The organism is Streptomyces griseiscabiei (assembly GCF_020010925.1).
Lineage (GTDB): Bacteria > Actinomycetota > Actinomycetes > Streptomycetales > Streptomycetaceae > Streptomyces > Streptomyces griseiscabiei.
The window spans coordinates 1,234,404-1,249,460 of sequence record NZ_JAGJBZ010000001.1; the positions used below are offsets into that span (position 1 = coordinate 1,234,404).

A 15,057-nucleotide genomic window follows, 5' to 3' on the forward strand; every position below is an offset into this window, starting at 1 on the left:
TCTCAACCGGTGCTGACCACCACCGTCTTGGCCGCCTTGTCGTGCAGACCCTGCTTGTACGGCTTGTCGAAGAAGCTCCAGCCGCCCGCGATCGCCGTCCAGATGCAGGCGCAGCAGAAGGCGAAGGGGATCCACAGCACGGCCGCGCGGATCAGCGCGGTCTGCACGGAGGGCGTGGAGCCGTCGTTGAGGTTCGCCACCCGCAGCTTGAACAGCCGCTTGCCGAGGGTCTGGCCGTTCTTGACGGAGAAATACGTGTCGTACGCGATGTAGAGGACCGCGGCGAGCGTCTCCTGCGCCAGGGACTTGCCGAACTCGAAGTCGTCCGAGTCCACCGTGTACTGGCTGATCCGGAACGCCCACGCCAGCAGCCCCACCACGATCCCCACCAGGATCATGTCGATGATCCGCGCGAGCACCCGCTTCCCGCTGTCGGCGAGCGGCGGCATGCCCGACAGCGGGTCGTTGGGGTACTGCCCGCCGCCGTAGGGGTCACCGCCGTAAGGGCCGCCGCCGTGCGGAGGCGGCTGGCTGCCGTACGGCGGTTGCTGGCCGCCCCCGTAGGGCGGCGGCTGCTGGGGCGGCGGGTCGTACGGGGAGCCGCCGCCCTGGTTCGGCGGGGGCGGCTGCTTGCTGAACCGGTCGTCGTCCGGGGACCGACCGGAGCCGAAGGGGGGCGGTTCGCTGCTCATGGCCCGAGTCGACCCCGAACCCCCCGGCTCCGCATCCGGCACGGGGCCGTACGGGGTACGGGACGCGGGGCGGGGGGTCCGCTACCCGCCCGCCACGAACGTGCGGGCCGCCTTGTCGTGCCAGCACTGGCGCCACGGCTTGTCCCACACGCACCACAGGACACCGATGACCCCGATGCCGAGCAGCCCGGAGACGGTGTGGACGAGCCAGCGGCGCAGGGAGCCCCCGAACGACGGGGGTTCGAGGCCCTCGATGTCCCGGACCTCGATACCGAGCAGCCGCTTACCGAGGGTGCGGCCCCACTTGGCGGTGGGCAGCACCTCGTAGAGGGCACTGACCAGGAACAGGACCCCGAGGATGATGCCGAAGTAGACGGAGGTCGTGCCGTCGACCAGCCAGACGGTGACCCGTTCGCCGGAGAGCTTCGCCGCGTCGATCTTCCCGTCGATGTGGTCCATCGCCTTGGTGCCGAACGGCACGGCCGCCACGGCTGTGACGGCACCGACGAGCAGGCTGTCCACGAGCCGGGCGGCCAGCCGTCTGCCGAGCCCGGCGGGCCTGGCCTCCGACTGCCGGCGCGCCGCCGCCTGGAAGGGGTCCTCCACCACCGGCTTCCACGGCGCGACGGGCTGCTCGCCCTCGCCCCCGGCCAGCCGGTGCACCTGCTGGGCCCAGGAGGGCTGCCCGCCACCGGTCCCGACGGCCATCGGCGGCTCGTTCGACTGCGGGGCACCGGCCTGCGGGGGCACACCCGGCGCGGGCTCGGGGAACTCGGGGAACTGCGGGGCGGGCGCGACCGGCGCGGTCTGGGGGGCCTGGTGCGGGAAGGCGTCGCCGAACTGGGGCTGCTGCGGCTCGGGTCGGCGCGGCGCCGGAGCGACGGGGGCGGCCGGGGCGATCGCCCCCGGGGCCTGGGCCGGGGCCGCGGGCGCGGTGCCGCCCGACTGCGGGCCCTGCTGCGGAGCCGGTGAACCCTGGGGACTCCGCGGCCCCTGCTGGGGTCCGGACGGTGCCGTCGTGGGCGCGGCGGACTGCGGGGCGAGGCCCAGGGCCTGCTGGGCGGCGGCCTGGGCGGGGGTCAGGGGCGAGCCGAAGGGGGCCGGGGAGGCGGGCGCGCTCCCGTCCTGCCGCCCGGCGCGCGAGGCGGGCGGACCGAACGTCATGGTGCCTTCCGACCGAGCGGCCTCCCCGCCGTCGGCCGGGCCCCCGGCGGTGTTCGGGCGCCGGAAGACCACCGTGCCCGGCGGGGACCCGGCCTCGTCGTCGTCGGCCGGCGGGATCGTCGCCGTACCGTCCGTGCTCGCCGTGGGCCCGGAGTCGCCGGGAGCGGCGGGGCCTGCGGTGTCGTCGCCGGAGCCGCCCGAGAGGGAGAGCCGGGGGTCCACTCCGCCGGACGAACCCCAGGACACCCGGCGGTCCTTGTCGCCGCCGAACCCGGTCTGCCGGGAGCGGTCGGCTCCCCACGCGGAGGCGGGCTCGGGGCGGATGCCGTGCAGCGGCTTGTCGGCCGGGGCCCGGCCCGGCTCGCCGTCGGGCGCGGGATCCTCGTCGAAGAAGTGCGGGCCCGTCTCCTCCACGGCGCCGGACGGGCCGGAGCCGGGCGGCGGGGCGAGCGGCTCGCCGTCGGAGGGCGCCGGACGGCTCGTACCCGGCACCCAGGCGGCGCCGTTCCAGTACCGGACATATCCAGGAATGGACGGGTCCGGGTAATACCCTTCGCGGGGCCTGTCGTCGCCGGGGGCCGGGGTTGGGGCGCTCATGTCCGTCGTCCCGTATCTGCTCGTGGGTTCGGTGAAGACATCCAGATCTACCAGACGCCGGCTCGGTCCATGACCGCTGCCTCCGGACCCGCCCCATTCGCGCACGGATCTGCTACGGGCGAAGCGGGCCGCGAGGTACCGGAAGCCGGTCGGTGGACTCGTCGGAAAAAAGTTTCGCGAACCCGCGTAATGCCGCGGGGCCTTCCGCCCTCTCACTCGTACGGGCCCGCTCACCGGGGCCCTCCGCGAGAACTACGAGAGAGGAACGATCACCATGCGGCACACCGTCGTGGAGCGCGAGCTGGAGCTCAGGCTCGTCCTGTCGCCCGAGCGCAGCATCCCCGTACCGGCCAAGCTCGGCTTCCGCAGCGACGACCCGTACGCCGTGCACATCACCTTCCACGTCAATTCCGACCGGCCGGTGCACTGGACGTTCGCGCGGGAGCTGCTGGTGGAGGGGGTGTTCCGGCCGTGCGGGCACGGGGACGTGCGGGTGTGGCCGACGAAGGTGTCGGGCCGCAGCGTGGTGCTGATGGCGCTCAGCTCGCCGGACGGGGACGCGCTGCTGGAGGCGCCGGCCGCCGCCGTGTCGGCCTGGCTGGAGCGGACCCTCAGGGTGGTGCCGCCCGGCTCGGAGTTCGACATGCTGCGCATCGACGACGGCCTGGCCGAACTCCTCGCCCAGTGAGGCGGGTACGCGGAGCGGGCCCGGGGGGTCAGAACAGCTTGCCCGGGTTGAGGATGCCCAGCGGGTCGAAGACGGACTTCACCGCCCGCTGCATCTCCAGCCCCACCGGGCCCAGCTCCCGCGCCAGCCACTCCTTCTTGAGGATGCCCACGCCGTGCTCGCCGGTGATCGTGCCGCCGAGTTCCAGACCGAGGGCCATGATCTCGTCGAAGGACTCGCGGGCGCGCCGGGACTCGTCGGGGTCGGCCGCGTCGAAGCAGACGGTGGGATGGGTGTTGCCGTCGCCAGCGTGGGCGCAGACCCCGATGGTCAGGTCGTACTTCTCGGCGACGCGCTCGACGCCCTCGATCAGCTCCCCGAGCTTGGAGCGCGGCACGCACACGTCGTCGATCATCGTCGTGCCCTTGACCGCCTCCAGCGCGGTGAGCGACATCCGCCGGGCCTGGAGCAGCAGTTCGGACTCGGCCGCGTCGTCCGCCGGGACGACCTGGGTGGCGCCCGCCGCCTCGCACAGCTCCCCCACCGCGGCGAGGTCGGCGGCCGGGTCCGGGGTGTCGAAGGCGGCGAGCAGCAGCGCCTCGGTGGTCTCCGGCAGCCCCATGTGCGCGAGGTCGTTGACGGCCTTCACCGTCGTACGGTCCATGAGTTCGAGCAGTGACGGGACGTGCCCGCCGGCCATGATCCGGCACACCGCGTCGCACGCGGCGGCGGCCGACGCGAACTCCGCCGCCAGCACCAGCTGCTGCGGCGGCCGCGGCTTGAGCGCGAGGGTCGCGCCGACGACGATGCCGAGCGAGCCCTCCGAGCCGACGAAGAGCCGGGTGAGGTCGTAGCCGGCGACGCCCTTCGCGGTGCGCCGGCCGGTGGACATCAGCCGCCCGTCGGCGAGGACGACGTCGAGCCCGAGGACGTACTCGGCGGTCACCCCGTACTTCACACAGCACAGGCCCCCGGAGGCCGTGCCGATGTTGCCGCCGATCGTGCACATCTCCCAGCTGGAGGGGTCCGGTGGGTAGGAGAGGCCGTGTTCGTCGACCGCGCGGGAGAGCGTCGCGTTGACGACGCCGGGTTCGACGACGGCGATCCGGTCCACGGGGTTGATCTCCAGGATCCGGTCCATCTTCGTCAGGGACAGCACGACGCAGCCCTCGGAGGCGTTGGCGCCGCCGGACAGGCCCGTGCGGGCGCCCTGCGGGACCACCGGGACGCGGAGTTCCGTGGCGACGCGCATCACGTGCTGCACCTGTTCGACGGTCCGGGGCAGGACGACGACCGCCGGGACACCCGCCTCGCAGAAGCTCGCCATGTCGTTCGCGTACGAGGTCATGACGTCCGTGTCGGTGAGGACCGCCTCCGGGGGGAGGCCGCTCAGCAGACGGTCGACGAGGTTGCCGGTCGTCTCGTCACCGGGGGCTTGGATACGGCTCATGATCACAGGTTCGCATTCACGGCCATCGGTGTGAACCCGTCGGCGCGAGCGTTCGGGTGCGGGATGTGGTCGTCGTATTGACGCACAGTGAGCGGCATGGCTGTGGAGCACGAGGAGCGGACGGCGCGGGCGGTACGGATGGTACGGGCGGTACGGACCACGGCGCGGGTCGTACGGGCGGCGGTGCGGGGGCTGGGGCATGTGGTGGGCGGGGCGATGGAGCGGGGGCGGGGGGCGGCCTGGGCGGTCACCGGGTGTTTCGTGCTCGGGGGTGTGCTGATGGCGGTGCCGTCGGACGGCGGCGGTGACTCCGGGCGGGCGGCGGGCGGGCGGGGCGCGGCCGGGCCCGAAGGACGGCGGACGGTGGCGGCCGGGGTGCCCGCCGCGCTGCCTCGGATCGCCGCCGCCGTCCGGGAGCACGAGGCCCGGGTGCGGGCCCGGCCCCGCGACCACGTCTCGTGGGCGGTGCTCGGCACGGCGTACACGGAACGGGCGGTGCGCACCGGCGCCGTCGCCGACTACCCCCGGGCCGAACGCGCCCTGCGGACCTCGCTGCGGCTGCGGCCCGGCGCCAACGCGGACGCGCTCGAAGGCCTCGCCGCCCTCGCCAACGCCCGCCGTGACTTCCGGGCCGCGAAGGACTGGGGCGAGGAGGCCGTACGGGTGGCGCCTCGGCGCTGGACCTCGTACGCGCAGCTCGTCGACGCGTACGACGGGCTCGGCCGGTACAAGAAGGCCCGCGCGAGCCTGGCCACGCTCCTCACCCTGGACTCCGGCCCGGCGGCGCGGGCGCGCGCCGCGCAGGTGTACTGGGACCAGGGGGCGCGCGAGGACGCCGCCGCGGCGCTCTCGGACGCGGCGGCCTCGGAGACGACGACGGCGGGGCCGTCGGCCGCGGGGTCCGCGTGGTGGGTCCGGGCCGGGGAGCTGGCCTGGGAGCGGGGGGAGGCGGCGGAATCGCTGCGGTACTGCTCGGCCGCGCGGGGTGAGCCGGAGGGCGAGGCGTGCCGGGGGCGGGCGCTGGCCGCGCTGGGCCGGACGGCGGAGGGGGTACGGGCGTACCGGGTCTCCCTCGCCCGGCGGCCGTCCGCGGGGGTCGCGCTGCGGCTGGGCGAGCTGTACGAGTCGCTGGGGCGGGGGCGGGAGGCGCGCGAACAGTACGGGGTGGTGCGGACGCTGGTGGCACGGTCCGCCGCGGCCGGGGTGAACGAGTCACTCGTCCTCGGGGCTCTGGAGGCGGATCACGGGTCGCCGGCGGTGGCCGTGGGGCTGCTGCGGGCCGAGTGGGAACGTCAGCCGGGGCTGCGGGTGGCCGACGCGCTCGGGTGGGCGCTGCATCGTGCCGGAGAGGACGGGGAGGCGCTCGGGTTCGCCCGGCGGGCGACGGATCGGGCGCGGGGTGGGGAGGTGCGGAGTGCGACCTACGCGTATCACCGGGGGGTGATCGAGCAGGCCTTGGGGCTGGCGGCTCCGGCGCGGCGGCATCTGGAGGAGGCGCGGCGGTTGAATCCGTATGTCGCGTGAGGGGGTGGGGGGTGCGGTTTCGTGGGCGGGTGCGGGTGGGTGGGGGCTGGTCGCGCAGTTCCCCGCGCCCCTTGGTCACCCGGGCGCACCCCGTGCTCTTGAGGGGCGCGGGGAACTGCGCGAGAAGCCCCAACGGACCCGCACCCGCCGACGAACCCGCACCCCCGAGCTATGAGGCGCCCCGGATCACAGGTTGCCCCGCTTCTCCTGCTCCCTCTCGATCGCCTCGAACAACGCCTTGAAGTTGCCCTTGCCGAAGCCCATGGACCCGTGCCGCTCGATGATCTCGAAGAAGACCGTCGGCCGGTCCTGGACCGGCTTGGTGAAGATCTGCAGCAGATACCCGTCCTCGTCCCGGTCCGCGAGGATCTTGAGTTCGCGGAGGGTGTCGACGGGCACCCGGGTGTCCCCGACCCACTCCCCCAGCGTGTCGTAGTACGAGTCGGGCGTGTTGAGGAACTCGACCCCGGCCGCCCGCATCGTCCGTACGGTCCGGACGATGTCGTTCGTGTTCAGGGCGATGTGCTGGACGCCCGCGCCGCCGTAGAACTCCAGATACTCGTCGATCTGCGACTTCTTCTTCGCGATCGCGGGCTCGTTGATGGGGAACTTGACCTTGAGCGTGCCGTCGGCGACGACCTTCGACATCAGCGCGCTGTACTCGGTGGCGATGTCGTCCCCCACGAACTCCTTCATGTTCGTGAAGCCCATGACCCGGTTGTAGAACGCGACCCACTCGTTCATGCGCCCGAGTTCGACGTTGCCGACACAGTGGTCGATCGCCTGGAAGGTGCGGTGCGCGGGCGGCTCGACGAGGGGGCTCGCGGCGACGTAGCCGGGGAGGTACGGCCCGTCGTAGCCGGTGCGCTCGACGAGGGTGTGCCGGGTCGTGCCGTACGTGGCGATCGCGGCCAGGACGACCGTGCCGTGCTCGTCCTTCACCTCGTACGGCTCGGTGACCGAGCGGGCCCCGTGCTCGACGGCGTAGGCGTACGCGCGGCGGACGTCCGGGACCTCGATGGCGAGGTCGACGACGCCGTCGCCGTGCTCGGCGACGTGCTCGGCGAGGAAGTGGCCCCAGGTGGTGGCGGGTTTGACGACCGAGGTGAGGACGAACCGGGCCGAGCCGTTCTCCAGGACGTAGCTCGCCGTCTCGCGGCTGCCCGTCTCGGGGCCGGCGTAGGCGACCAGGCGCATGCCGAACGCGGTGGAGTAGTAGTGGGCGGCCTGTTTGGCGTTGCCCACGGCGAAGACGACCGCGTCCATTCCCTTGACCGGGAAGGGGTCTGCCTGCCGTGCGGTGCGGGGAGTGTGATGCGTGGTCTGCGTCATGGCCGCAGACTCCTCCCGTACCCGCAAGGTGCGCAACAGTTCGCGTATCCGCTGGACAATATGTGCAGCCGGATGCCCACTTTCGGGCTTGTTCTGTACAGGATGACCATCTCGGGAGGCCTCATGGCGATCGATCATCTGGACGGGCGGCTGATCGTCCTGCTCGCGCGCGAGCCGCGGATCGGGGTGCTGGAGATGTCGCGGCGGCTGGGGGTCGCGCGGGGCACGGTGCAGGCGCGGCTCGACCGGCTTCAGTCGAATGGAGTCATCCGCGGGTTCGGCCCCCAGGTGGACCCGGCCGCGCTCGGCTACCCGGTCACGGCGTTCGCGACCCTGCAGATCCGGCAGGGGCAAGGGCCGGACGTACGGGCCCACTTGGCGACCGTGCCGGAGGTGCTGGAGCTGCACACGACGACCGGCAGCGGGGACATGCTGTGCCGGCTCGTGGCCCGGTCGAACGCCGATCTCCAGCGGGTGATCGACCGGGTCGTCGGTTTTGATGGCATCGTCCGGGCCGCCACGGCGATCGTCATGGAGAACCCCGTTCCGCTGCGGTTCATCCCGCTGGTGGAGCAGGCGGCGCTCCAGGAGGGCGCCGAGCGCACCGAAGGGACCCGGGAGACGACGACCTAGCCGACCCTGGGGGTGCGCGCCGGTGAGCTTCTGGGAGTACGTCGGCAGCTACCGCGAGAAGCTGCTGTTCGACGCGTATCAGCACGCCAGCGCGGTGTTCCAGTGCATGGTCGTGGCCACGGCCGTCGGGGTCCTCGTCGGTGTCGTCAGCTATCGGCGGGAGTGGGCCGCCGCGCTCGCCACGACCACCACCGCCACCCTCCTCACCGTCCCCTCCCTCGCCATGATCGGCCTGCTGATCCCGGTGGTGGGCCTCGGCGTGGCCCCGACGGTGATCGCGCTGACGCTGTACGGGCTGCTGCCGGTCGTCCGGAACGCGATCGTGGGGCTGCGCGGCGTCGATCCGGCGCTGGTGGACGCGGCGAAGGGCATCGGGATGTCCCGGACCCTGCGGCTGCTGCGGGTCGAACTGCCGCTGGCCTGGCCGCCGATCCTCACCGGGATCCGGATCTCCACGCAGATGCTGATGGGTATCGCCGCGATCGCCGCGTACGCCTCCGGGCCCGGACTCGGCAACGAGATCTTCCGCGGTATCGCCTCCCTGGGCAGCGCGAACGCCCTCAACCAGGTGCTCGCGGGCACGCTCGGCATCGTCGCCCTGGCGTTGCTGTTCGACGCCGCGTACGTCCTGCTCGGGCGGCTGACGATTCCGAGGGGGATCCGTGACTGAGCACGGTGTGGCGGGGGCGACCATCGAGCTGGTCAACCTCAGCAAGAGGTATCCCGGCAGTCGTCAACCCTCCGTCGACAGCGTCAATATGCGGATCAACGCCGGCGAGACCGTCGTGCTCGTCGGGCCGTCCGGCTGCGGAAAGTCGACGACGCTCAAGCTGATCAACAGGTTGATCGAGCCGTCCGGCGGTTCCGTCCGGATCAATGGTGAGGACGTCACCGGCATTGATCCGGTCAAGCTGCGGCGCAAGGTGGGCTATGCCATCCAGTCGTCGGGGCTCTTCCCGCACATGACCGTCGCCCAGAACATCGCGCTCGTACCGAGGATGGCCGGCTGGTCCGTGTCCCGGGTGAGGGCACGGGTGGCGGAGATGCTGGAGCTGGTGGGGCTCGACCCGGGCGAGTTCCGCGACCGGTATCCGCGGCAGCTCTCCGGGGGCCAGCAGCAACGGGTGGGCGTGGCACGGGCCCTGGCCGCCGATCCGCCCGTCCTGCTGATGGACGAGCCGTTCGGGGCGGTGGACCCGATCACCCGCGACCACCTCCAGGACGAACTGCTGCGGCTCCAGCGCGAGTTGCGCAAGACGATCGTGTTCGTCACCCATGACTTCGACGAGGCGGTCAAGCTGGGCGACCGGATCGCGATCCTGCGGGAGCGGTCGCGCATCGCGCAGTTCGACACCCCGGAGGCGATCCTCGCCGGACCGGCCGACGACTTCGTCTCCGGTTTCGTGGGCGGGGGCGCCACGCTGCGGCGACTCGGTCTGACCCGCGTACGGGAGATCGCGGTGACCGACTGGCCGACGGCCGGCGCGGACGATCCACCGCGCCGGGTCCTCGAACGGCTGCGGACCGGCGACACGGACGAGCTGCTGCTCCTCGACGGAAGCGGACGCCCCTTCAAGTGGCTGCGCCGCGAGGACCTGACGGGGGCGGGGCGCGGTGAGGGGGCACTCGCGCGGGCCGGGACCCCGGTCCGCAGGACCGTCGCCGGGGACGCCACGCTGCGGGACGCCCTGGAGGCCGTGCTGACCGACGGCTCGGGGCGGGTCGCGGTCACCGGGCCGGACGGCGAGTACACGGGTGTGGTGGACATGGAGACCCTGGTCGCCTCGGCCCGTGGGCTCCTGGAAGCGGACCGGCTGGCCGCCCTGGAGCACCGGCACGCACGGGAGGAGGCCGGGTGACCGCGGCGGAGACGGGTGCCACGACCGGGGCGGGCCCGACGACGAGGACCGCGGCCTCCACCGAGACGGCGGCCCCGGCGCCCGCCCCGGACACCCTGCCCACGCCGGACGGCACCTTCGCGGGCCCCGCCGCCCCTCCCACCGGCCAGGCCCCGCCGCCCGGACAGCCCCTCGTGCTCCGGGTGAGCAGGCGGAAGCTGACCATCCTGCCCTCTGTCCTCGTCGTCGTCCTGTTCGCCACCTGGGTCTGGTTCGAGCAGGCCGAGCTGGACGCCATCTCCGCGAACGCGCTGTCGAACGGGCAGGTGTGGCAGGCCCTGTGGCAGCACATCCGGCTGACGGTGATCTCCACCTTCTTCGTGCTGATCATCGCGATCCCGCTGGGCATCGCGCTGACCCGGGAGGCGTTCCGCAAGGCCACCCCGGTGGCCATGACCGTCGCCAACGCGGGCCAGGCCACCCCCGCCATCGGCCTGCTCGCGCTGCTGGTGATCTGGCTCGGCATCGGCACCACGGCGGCGCTGATCGGCATCATCGCCTACGCCGTCCTGCCCGTCCTCTCCAACACGATCGCCGGACTGAAGGCGAACGACCCGACCCTCCTCGAAGCCGCCCGGGGCATCGGCATGTCCCCGAAGGAGGTCCTCACCCGTGTCGAACTCCCCTTGGCCGTACCGCTGATCCTGGCGGGCGTCCGCACCGCCCTCGTCCTGAACGTGGGCACGGCCACCCTCGCCACCTTCGGCGGGGGCGGCGGCCTCGGCGTACTGATCACCACCGGCATCACCAACCAGCGCATGCCCGTCCTCGTGCTCGGCTCGATCCTCACGGTGGCCCTGGCCCTGCTGGTCGACTGGCTCGCCTCACTGGCCGAAGTGCTGCTCCGGCCGCGGGGTTTGGAGACGGACCCGTGAACCGGCGCACGCCCCTGCTGCTCTGCTGTCTGCTGATGACCGGCTGCGGGCTGACCAGCGGCTCCCCCATGACCGACGACGTCCTGCCGGGCTCGGTCGGGCGGGGACAGCCACTGAAAGGGGCCCGGCTGACCGTCACCGCCAAGGACTTCACCGAGAACCTGATCCTCGGCGCCATGATGGGCATCGCCTTCCAGGCGGCCGGCGCGGAGGTACTCGACCGCACCGGCATCCAGGGGTCGTTCGGCGCCCGGGAGGCGGTGCGGAGCGGGGACGCCGACGCCATGTACGAGTACACGGGCACCGCCTGGATCACCTACCAGGGCAACAGCGCCCCCGTCCCCGACCCGCGCCGGCAGTGGGAGGAGGTCCGTGACGCCGACCTGGAGAACGGTCTGACCTGGCTGCCGCCGTCCGCGCTCAACAACACCTACGCCCTCGCCCTGAACCGCGCCCACTCCGCCGAGTACGGCACGAGGACCCTCTCCGACGTGGCCCTGCTGGCGGCGAAGGAACCCGGGGCGGTCACCCTGTGCGTGGAGAGCGAGTTCGCCAACCGCGCGGACGGGCTGCCGGGCATGCAGAAGGCGTACGGGATGAGCCTGCCCGCGGGGAACATCACCCTGATGGACAGCGGGATCATCTACACCCAGGCGGCGAAGGGGAGTTGTCTGTTCGGGGAGGTCTACACGACCGACGGGCGGATCGAGTCGATGAGGCTCGCGGTGATGGCCGACGACCGGCGGTTCTTCCCCAACTACAACGCGGCCCCCGAGATCAACTCCGCGACGCTGAAGGAGTGGCCGGAGATCGCCGACGTCCTCGCCCCCGTCACGAAAAGGCTGGACAACGCCGTGGCCCGCGAGCTGAACGCCCGGGTGGACGTCGACGGCGAGGACCCGCACCGGGTGGCGCTGGACTGGATGGTGGCGGAGGGGTTCGTGCGGGAGGGTTGAGCCACCGGGGAGTGCCTCCGGGGGGGCCGCCGGGGCGTGAGCCGCGATCGTGGCTCAGCAGCTGGGCACGGACCCCTTGCCCGTCTCCAGGGCCACGAGCGAGGCGACCGCGCCCTTCAGGGTCGTCACCGGGACGAGCCGCAGCCCCTTGGGCAGTTCGGTCTGCGCGTCGGAGCACTCGGCCTCGGGGACGAGGAAGACGGTGGCGCCGTCGCGGCGGGCCGCCTGCGTCTTGAGCGCGACCCCGCCGACGGCACCGACCTTGCCGGCGGTGTCGATGGTCCCCGTACCGGCGATGACGCGGCCGCCCGTGAGGTCGCCGCCGCTGCCGTCGCCGTCGAGCTTGTCGACGATGCCGAGGGAGAAGAGCAGGCCGGCGCTGGGGCCGCCGACGTCCGCGAGCCGCAGGGTGACCTCGATGTCGCCGGAGTCCTCGCCGAGGTAGGCGAGCGCGGCCTCGGTGGCGGTGTCCTGGGACTCCTTCATCTCGGCCTGGTTGTGCTTCTGGATCTCCTCGGTGGTGTCACCGCTCGGGTAGACCGCCTCGCGGGGCATGACGGCCTGGTCCGTGCGGAACCAGCCGTCGATCACCTCGCCGAGCCCGACGCGGGCGTCCGGTCCGGTCGCCTCGATCGTCGTCATCCGCAGCTGCCCGGTGGTCTTCCGGGCCTCCGTGCCGCTGATGGTGATCACCGGTTCGCCCTTGTTCTCGCCCAGCACGTTCGCCGTCATCCCCGGCTGCGCCACGGAGAACGGCAACGGCGCGAACACCGCCGTGGCGAGCAGCCCCACCACCGGCAGGGCACAGACGGCTACGGCCACGGGACGCGAAAGGCTGGAGAGACGAGAGAGCACGGGGTCAATCTACGTGAGGAGCGATTTCGGCCAGGGGCCGGTGGCGGTCCGGGCCTCACCGGGCGGGTCCGGGCCTCACCGGGCGGGTCCGGGCCTCAGTTGACGTCCACGTCCTCGAAGAGGGTGAGGAGCTGGGTCAGCACCCGTACGCACGAGTCGACGTCGGCCCCCGTCAGGTCCCCGCCCGCCCGCTCCAGCAGCACGCTCTCCCGGGCGACCAGCTCGTCGACGGCCGCCCGGCCGGCGTCGGTCAGCCGGATCAGGGAGGACCGCTGGTGCGCGGGGTTCGCGACGGCCTCGACGAGGTCCCGCGCCGCCGCCTCATTGACCATCCGCTGGACGAACTGCCTGCTCAGCGCGAGGGTCCGCCCCATCTGCGGGACGGTCATGGGCCGCCCGCCCATGCGCAGCAGCTCCAGCACCGCGCGCACCCCGACGGGGAACCCCTCCTTGCGTTCCTTCAGCTCCAGCGCGCGGGTCGTCCGCCGGTAGAGAGGCCCCAGGACGGCGAACACCTCGGACAGCCGCCCGGCGAGCACGTCGGGCGGCAGCGGCTCATTGGTCTCTGTCACGGGCTCATTCTCCGCCACGCCCTCCCACCACCACAGAATGACAACTGGGTTGTCATTCTGCCTCCAACATGACACCTTGGTTGTCATGAATGCCGCCTCGCAGGTCCTCACGCGCACGTTCCAGTCCGACGACGGCCCCCTCGCCTACCTGGACACGGGCCAGGAATCCGGCCGGAAGGCCGGCCCGGGCACCCCGCTCGTGCTGCTGCACGGCGGTTTCACGGATCACCGCATGTGGCGCGACCTGGTGCCCGCCCTGGTGGCGGCCGGTCATCGCGTCATCGCCCCGGACGCCCGAGGCCACGGCGCCTCCGCCAACGCGAGCAGGCCCTTCCGCCTCACCGACGACCTCGCCGCGCTGCTGCGCCACCTGGACACGGGCCCGGCGGTCCTGATCGGCATGTCGATGGGCGGCGGCACGGCCGTCGACACGGCGCTGGAACACCCCGACCTGGTGCGCGCCCTCGTCGTCAGCGGCGTCGGCACGAGCGAGCCCGAGCACACGGACCCCTGGACCAAGGACAGCGTCGCCCGGTACTACGGCACGCTGATGTCCGGTGACATCGAGGCCTGGCTGAACGTGGTCGGCGAGGCGGTCGCCGGCCCGTACCGCACGGTCGGCGAGGTGGACCCCGACATCGTCCGGCGGGTACGGGAGATGAGCCGCGCCACGGCCCTGAAGCACACCGTCGGCGAGACGGACTGGCACGTCCCGGTGACCGACACCTGGGCCCGCGCCGCCACCGTCACCGTCCCCACCCTCGCCGTCAACGGCGCCCTCGACGCCCCTGACCTCATCGCCATGGCCGAGCGCCTGATCGAGACGGTCGCCGGCGGCAGCCGGTCCCGGTCGATCGAGGGCACGGGCCACTACGCGAACATGGAGGCACCGGACGCCTTCACCGGGCACCTACTGACCTGGCTGAACAGCCTGGAGGAAACGGCCGCGTAGCTCCGGCCCCGGGGCCCGGCGTCACCGCAGCGCGTCGGCCACTTCCCTGGCCGCGTCCATCACCCGCGGCCCCACCCGCTCCGGCACCGCGTCCGCCAGCATCACGACCCCGACACTGCCCTCGACCCCGCTCACCCCGAGCAACGGCGCCGCGGCCCCGCTCGCCCCCGCCTCCAGCTCCCCGTGCGTGAGCGCGTACCCGGGCCAGTCCCCCGGCTGCTGCCGCCCCGACAGGATCGCCCGCCCCGCGGCGCCCCGGTCCAGCGCATGCCGGAACCCGGCCCGGTACGCCACGTGATAGTCCGTCCACGTCGGCTCGACCACCGCGACCGCCAGCGCCTCGGTCCCGTCGACGAGCGTGAGATGGGCGGTCGCGCCTATGTCCTCGGCCAACGACCGCAGCGCGGGCAGCGCGGCCTCCCGCACCAGCGGATGCACCTGCCGCCCGAGCCGCAGCACCCCCAGCCCCACCCGGGCACGTCCGCCCAGGTCACGCCGTACGAGGGCATGCTGTTCCAGCGTCGCGAGCAGGCGGTACACCACGGTCCGGTTGACGCCGAGCTTGTTGGACAGCTCGGTGACGGTCAGCCCGTGGTCGGTGTCGGCCAGCAGCTTGAGGACACGCAGTCCCCGATCAAGCGTCTGAGAGGTCTCCGCGGTCACGACGCCCACTCCTTCTTGGGTGAGGGCGGCGACCCCTGTCACGGCTGATGCGTCACCGGTCCCGTCGGCGACGCGCTACAGAGGCCGCCGATCGGCTGAACCCGGATGATCCGGGCGGAGTCGCTTCACGGCTGCGCTCCGCGGCGGCGCTGCCACGGGGCGTATGCGTAGCGGGACAGTAGACGAGCCGGTTCGCTGAGCGGAAGACTCCGTCCAGAATCCGGTCA

The 15,057-nt window shown here is 72.7% G+C and carries 15 protein-coding genes; 8 read left to right on the top strand and 7 right to left on the bottom strand.

Translation table 11 applies throughout. The features are described 5' to 3' along the window. Positions 1-2: 2 nt before the first annotated feature. Complete coding sequence (locus tag J8M51_RS05375) at positions 3-692, bottom strand: RDD family protein (protein WP_086760421.1); 690 nt, start codon at positions 690-692, stop codon at positions 3-5. A gap of 81 nt (positions 693-773) precedes the next feature. Then, positions 774-2,453, bottom strand: coding sequence for an RDD family protein (locus J8M51_RS05380; protein WP_267298998.1), 1,680 nt, complete (start codon positions 2,451-2,453; stop codon positions 774-776). Positions 2,454-2,727: 274 nt separating this feature from the next. On the opposite strand from J8M51_RS05380, the gene J8M51_RS05385 reads away from it, so the two are divergent. Next, on the top strand, positions 2,728-3,141 hold the full coding sequence (locus J8M51_RS05385) for an SsgA family sporulation/cell division regulator (RefSeq protein ID WP_086765061.1): 414 nt from the start codon (positions 2,728-2,730) through the stop codon (positions 3,139-3,141). 28 nt (positions 3,142-3,169) lie between these two features. Here the strand turns inward: J8M51_RS05385 and J8M51_RS05390 are convergent, their stop codons facing one another. After that, entirely contained in the window at positions 3,170-4,576 is a 1,407-nt protein-coding gene (locus tag J8M51_RS05390) for an FAD-binding oxidoreductase (protein WP_267298999.1), read from the bottom strand. A gap of 81 nt (positions 4,577-4,657) precedes the next feature. Here J8M51_RS05390 and J8M51_RS05395 point away from each other — a divergent pair, with 81 nt between their 5' ends. Next, entirely contained in the window at positions 4,658-6,094 is a 1,437-nt protein-coding gene (locus J8M51_RS05395; RefSeq protein WP_398855580.1) for a hypothetical protein, read from the top strand. Positions 6,095-6,280: 186 nt separating this feature from the next. Here J8M51_RS05395 and hppD read toward each other — a convergent pair whose 3' ends face one another. Beyond that, positions 6,281-7,426: a 4-hydroxyphenylpyruvate dioxygenase gene (gene hppD / locus J8M51_RS05400; RefSeq protein WP_086757078.1), complete on the bottom strand. Its 1,146-nt coding sequence runs from the start codon at positions 7,424-7,426 to the stop codon at positions 6,281-6,283. Between the two features lie 123 nt (positions 7,427-7,549). On the opposite strand from hppD, the gene J8M51_RS05405 reads away from it, so the two are divergent. From J8M51_RS05405 to J8M51_RS05425, 5 genes are all read left to right on the top strand, one after another. Further along, a complete protein-coding gene (locus J8M51_RS05405) occupies positions 7,550-8,059 on the top strand; it encodes an Lrp/AsnC family transcriptional regulator (RefSeq protein ID WP_179203169.1) in 510 nt (169 codons plus the stop codon). Between the two features lie 22 nt (positions 8,060-8,081). Further along, complete coding sequence (locus J8M51_RS05410) at positions 8,082-8,729, top strand: ABC transporter permease (protein WP_086757080.1); 648 nt, start codon at positions 8,082-8,084, stop codon at positions 8,727-8,729. Beyond that, positions 8,722-9,918, top strand: a complete 1,197-nt coding sequence (locus J8M51_RS05415) for an ABC transporter ATP-binding protein (protein ID WP_086757082.1) — start codon at positions 8,722-8,724, stop codon at positions 9,916-9,918. The genes J8M51_RS05410 and J8M51_RS05415 overlap by 8 nt, the downstream gene beginning before the upstream one ends. 95 nt (positions 9,919-10,013) lie before the next feature. Then, positions 10,014-10,832, top strand: coding sequence for an ABC transporter permease (locus J8M51_RS05420; RefSeq protein ID WP_398856279.1), 819 nt, complete (start codon positions 10,014-10,016; stop codon positions 10,830-10,832). A 35-nt stretch (positions 10,833-10,867) separates the two neighbouring features. Further along, the gene (locus J8M51_RS05425; protein ID WP_086764402.1) at positions 10,868-11,788 is read left to right on the top strand and encodes a glycine betaine ABC transporter substrate-binding protein; all 921 of its coding nucleotides are present in this window, start codon (positions 10,868-10,870) and stop codon (positions 11,786-11,788) included. A 54-nt stretch (positions 11,789-11,842) separates the two neighbouring features. Here J8M51_RS05425 and J8M51_RS05430 read toward each other — a convergent pair whose 3' ends face one another. Together J8M51_RS05430 and J8M51_RS05435 are read right to left on the bottom strand one after the other, a co-directional pair. Continuing rightward, positions 11,843-12,643 (bottom strand): S16 family serine protease, encoded by an 801-nt coding sequence (locus J8M51_RS05430; RefSeq protein ID WP_256966354.1) that lies wholly within the window; start codon positions 12,641-12,643, stop codon positions 11,843-11,845. Positions 12,644-12,738: 95 nt separating this feature from the next. Next, entirely contained in the window at positions 12,739-13,215 is a 477-nt protein-coding gene (locus J8M51_RS05435; RefSeq protein WP_216589523.1) for a MarR family winged helix-turn-helix transcriptional regulator, read from the bottom strand. Between the two features lie 85 nt (positions 13,216-13,300). Here J8M51_RS05435 and J8M51_RS05440 point away from each other — a divergent pair, with 85 nt between their 5' ends. Further along, positions 13,301-14,167, top strand: coding sequence for an alpha/beta fold hydrolase (locus J8M51_RS05440; protein ID WP_267299001.1), 867 nt, complete (start codon positions 13,301-13,303; stop codon positions 14,165-14,167). A 21-nt stretch (positions 14,168-14,188) separates the two neighbouring features. On the opposite strand, the gene J8M51_RS05445 is transcribed toward J8M51_RS05440, so the two are convergent. Continuing rightward, on the bottom strand, positions 14,189-14,830 hold the full coding sequence (locus J8M51_RS05445; RefSeq protein WP_216589524.1) for an IclR family transcriptional regulator: 642 nt from the start codon (positions 14,828-14,830) through the stop codon (positions 14,189-14,191). Positions 14,831-15,057 lie beyond the last annotated feature (227 nt).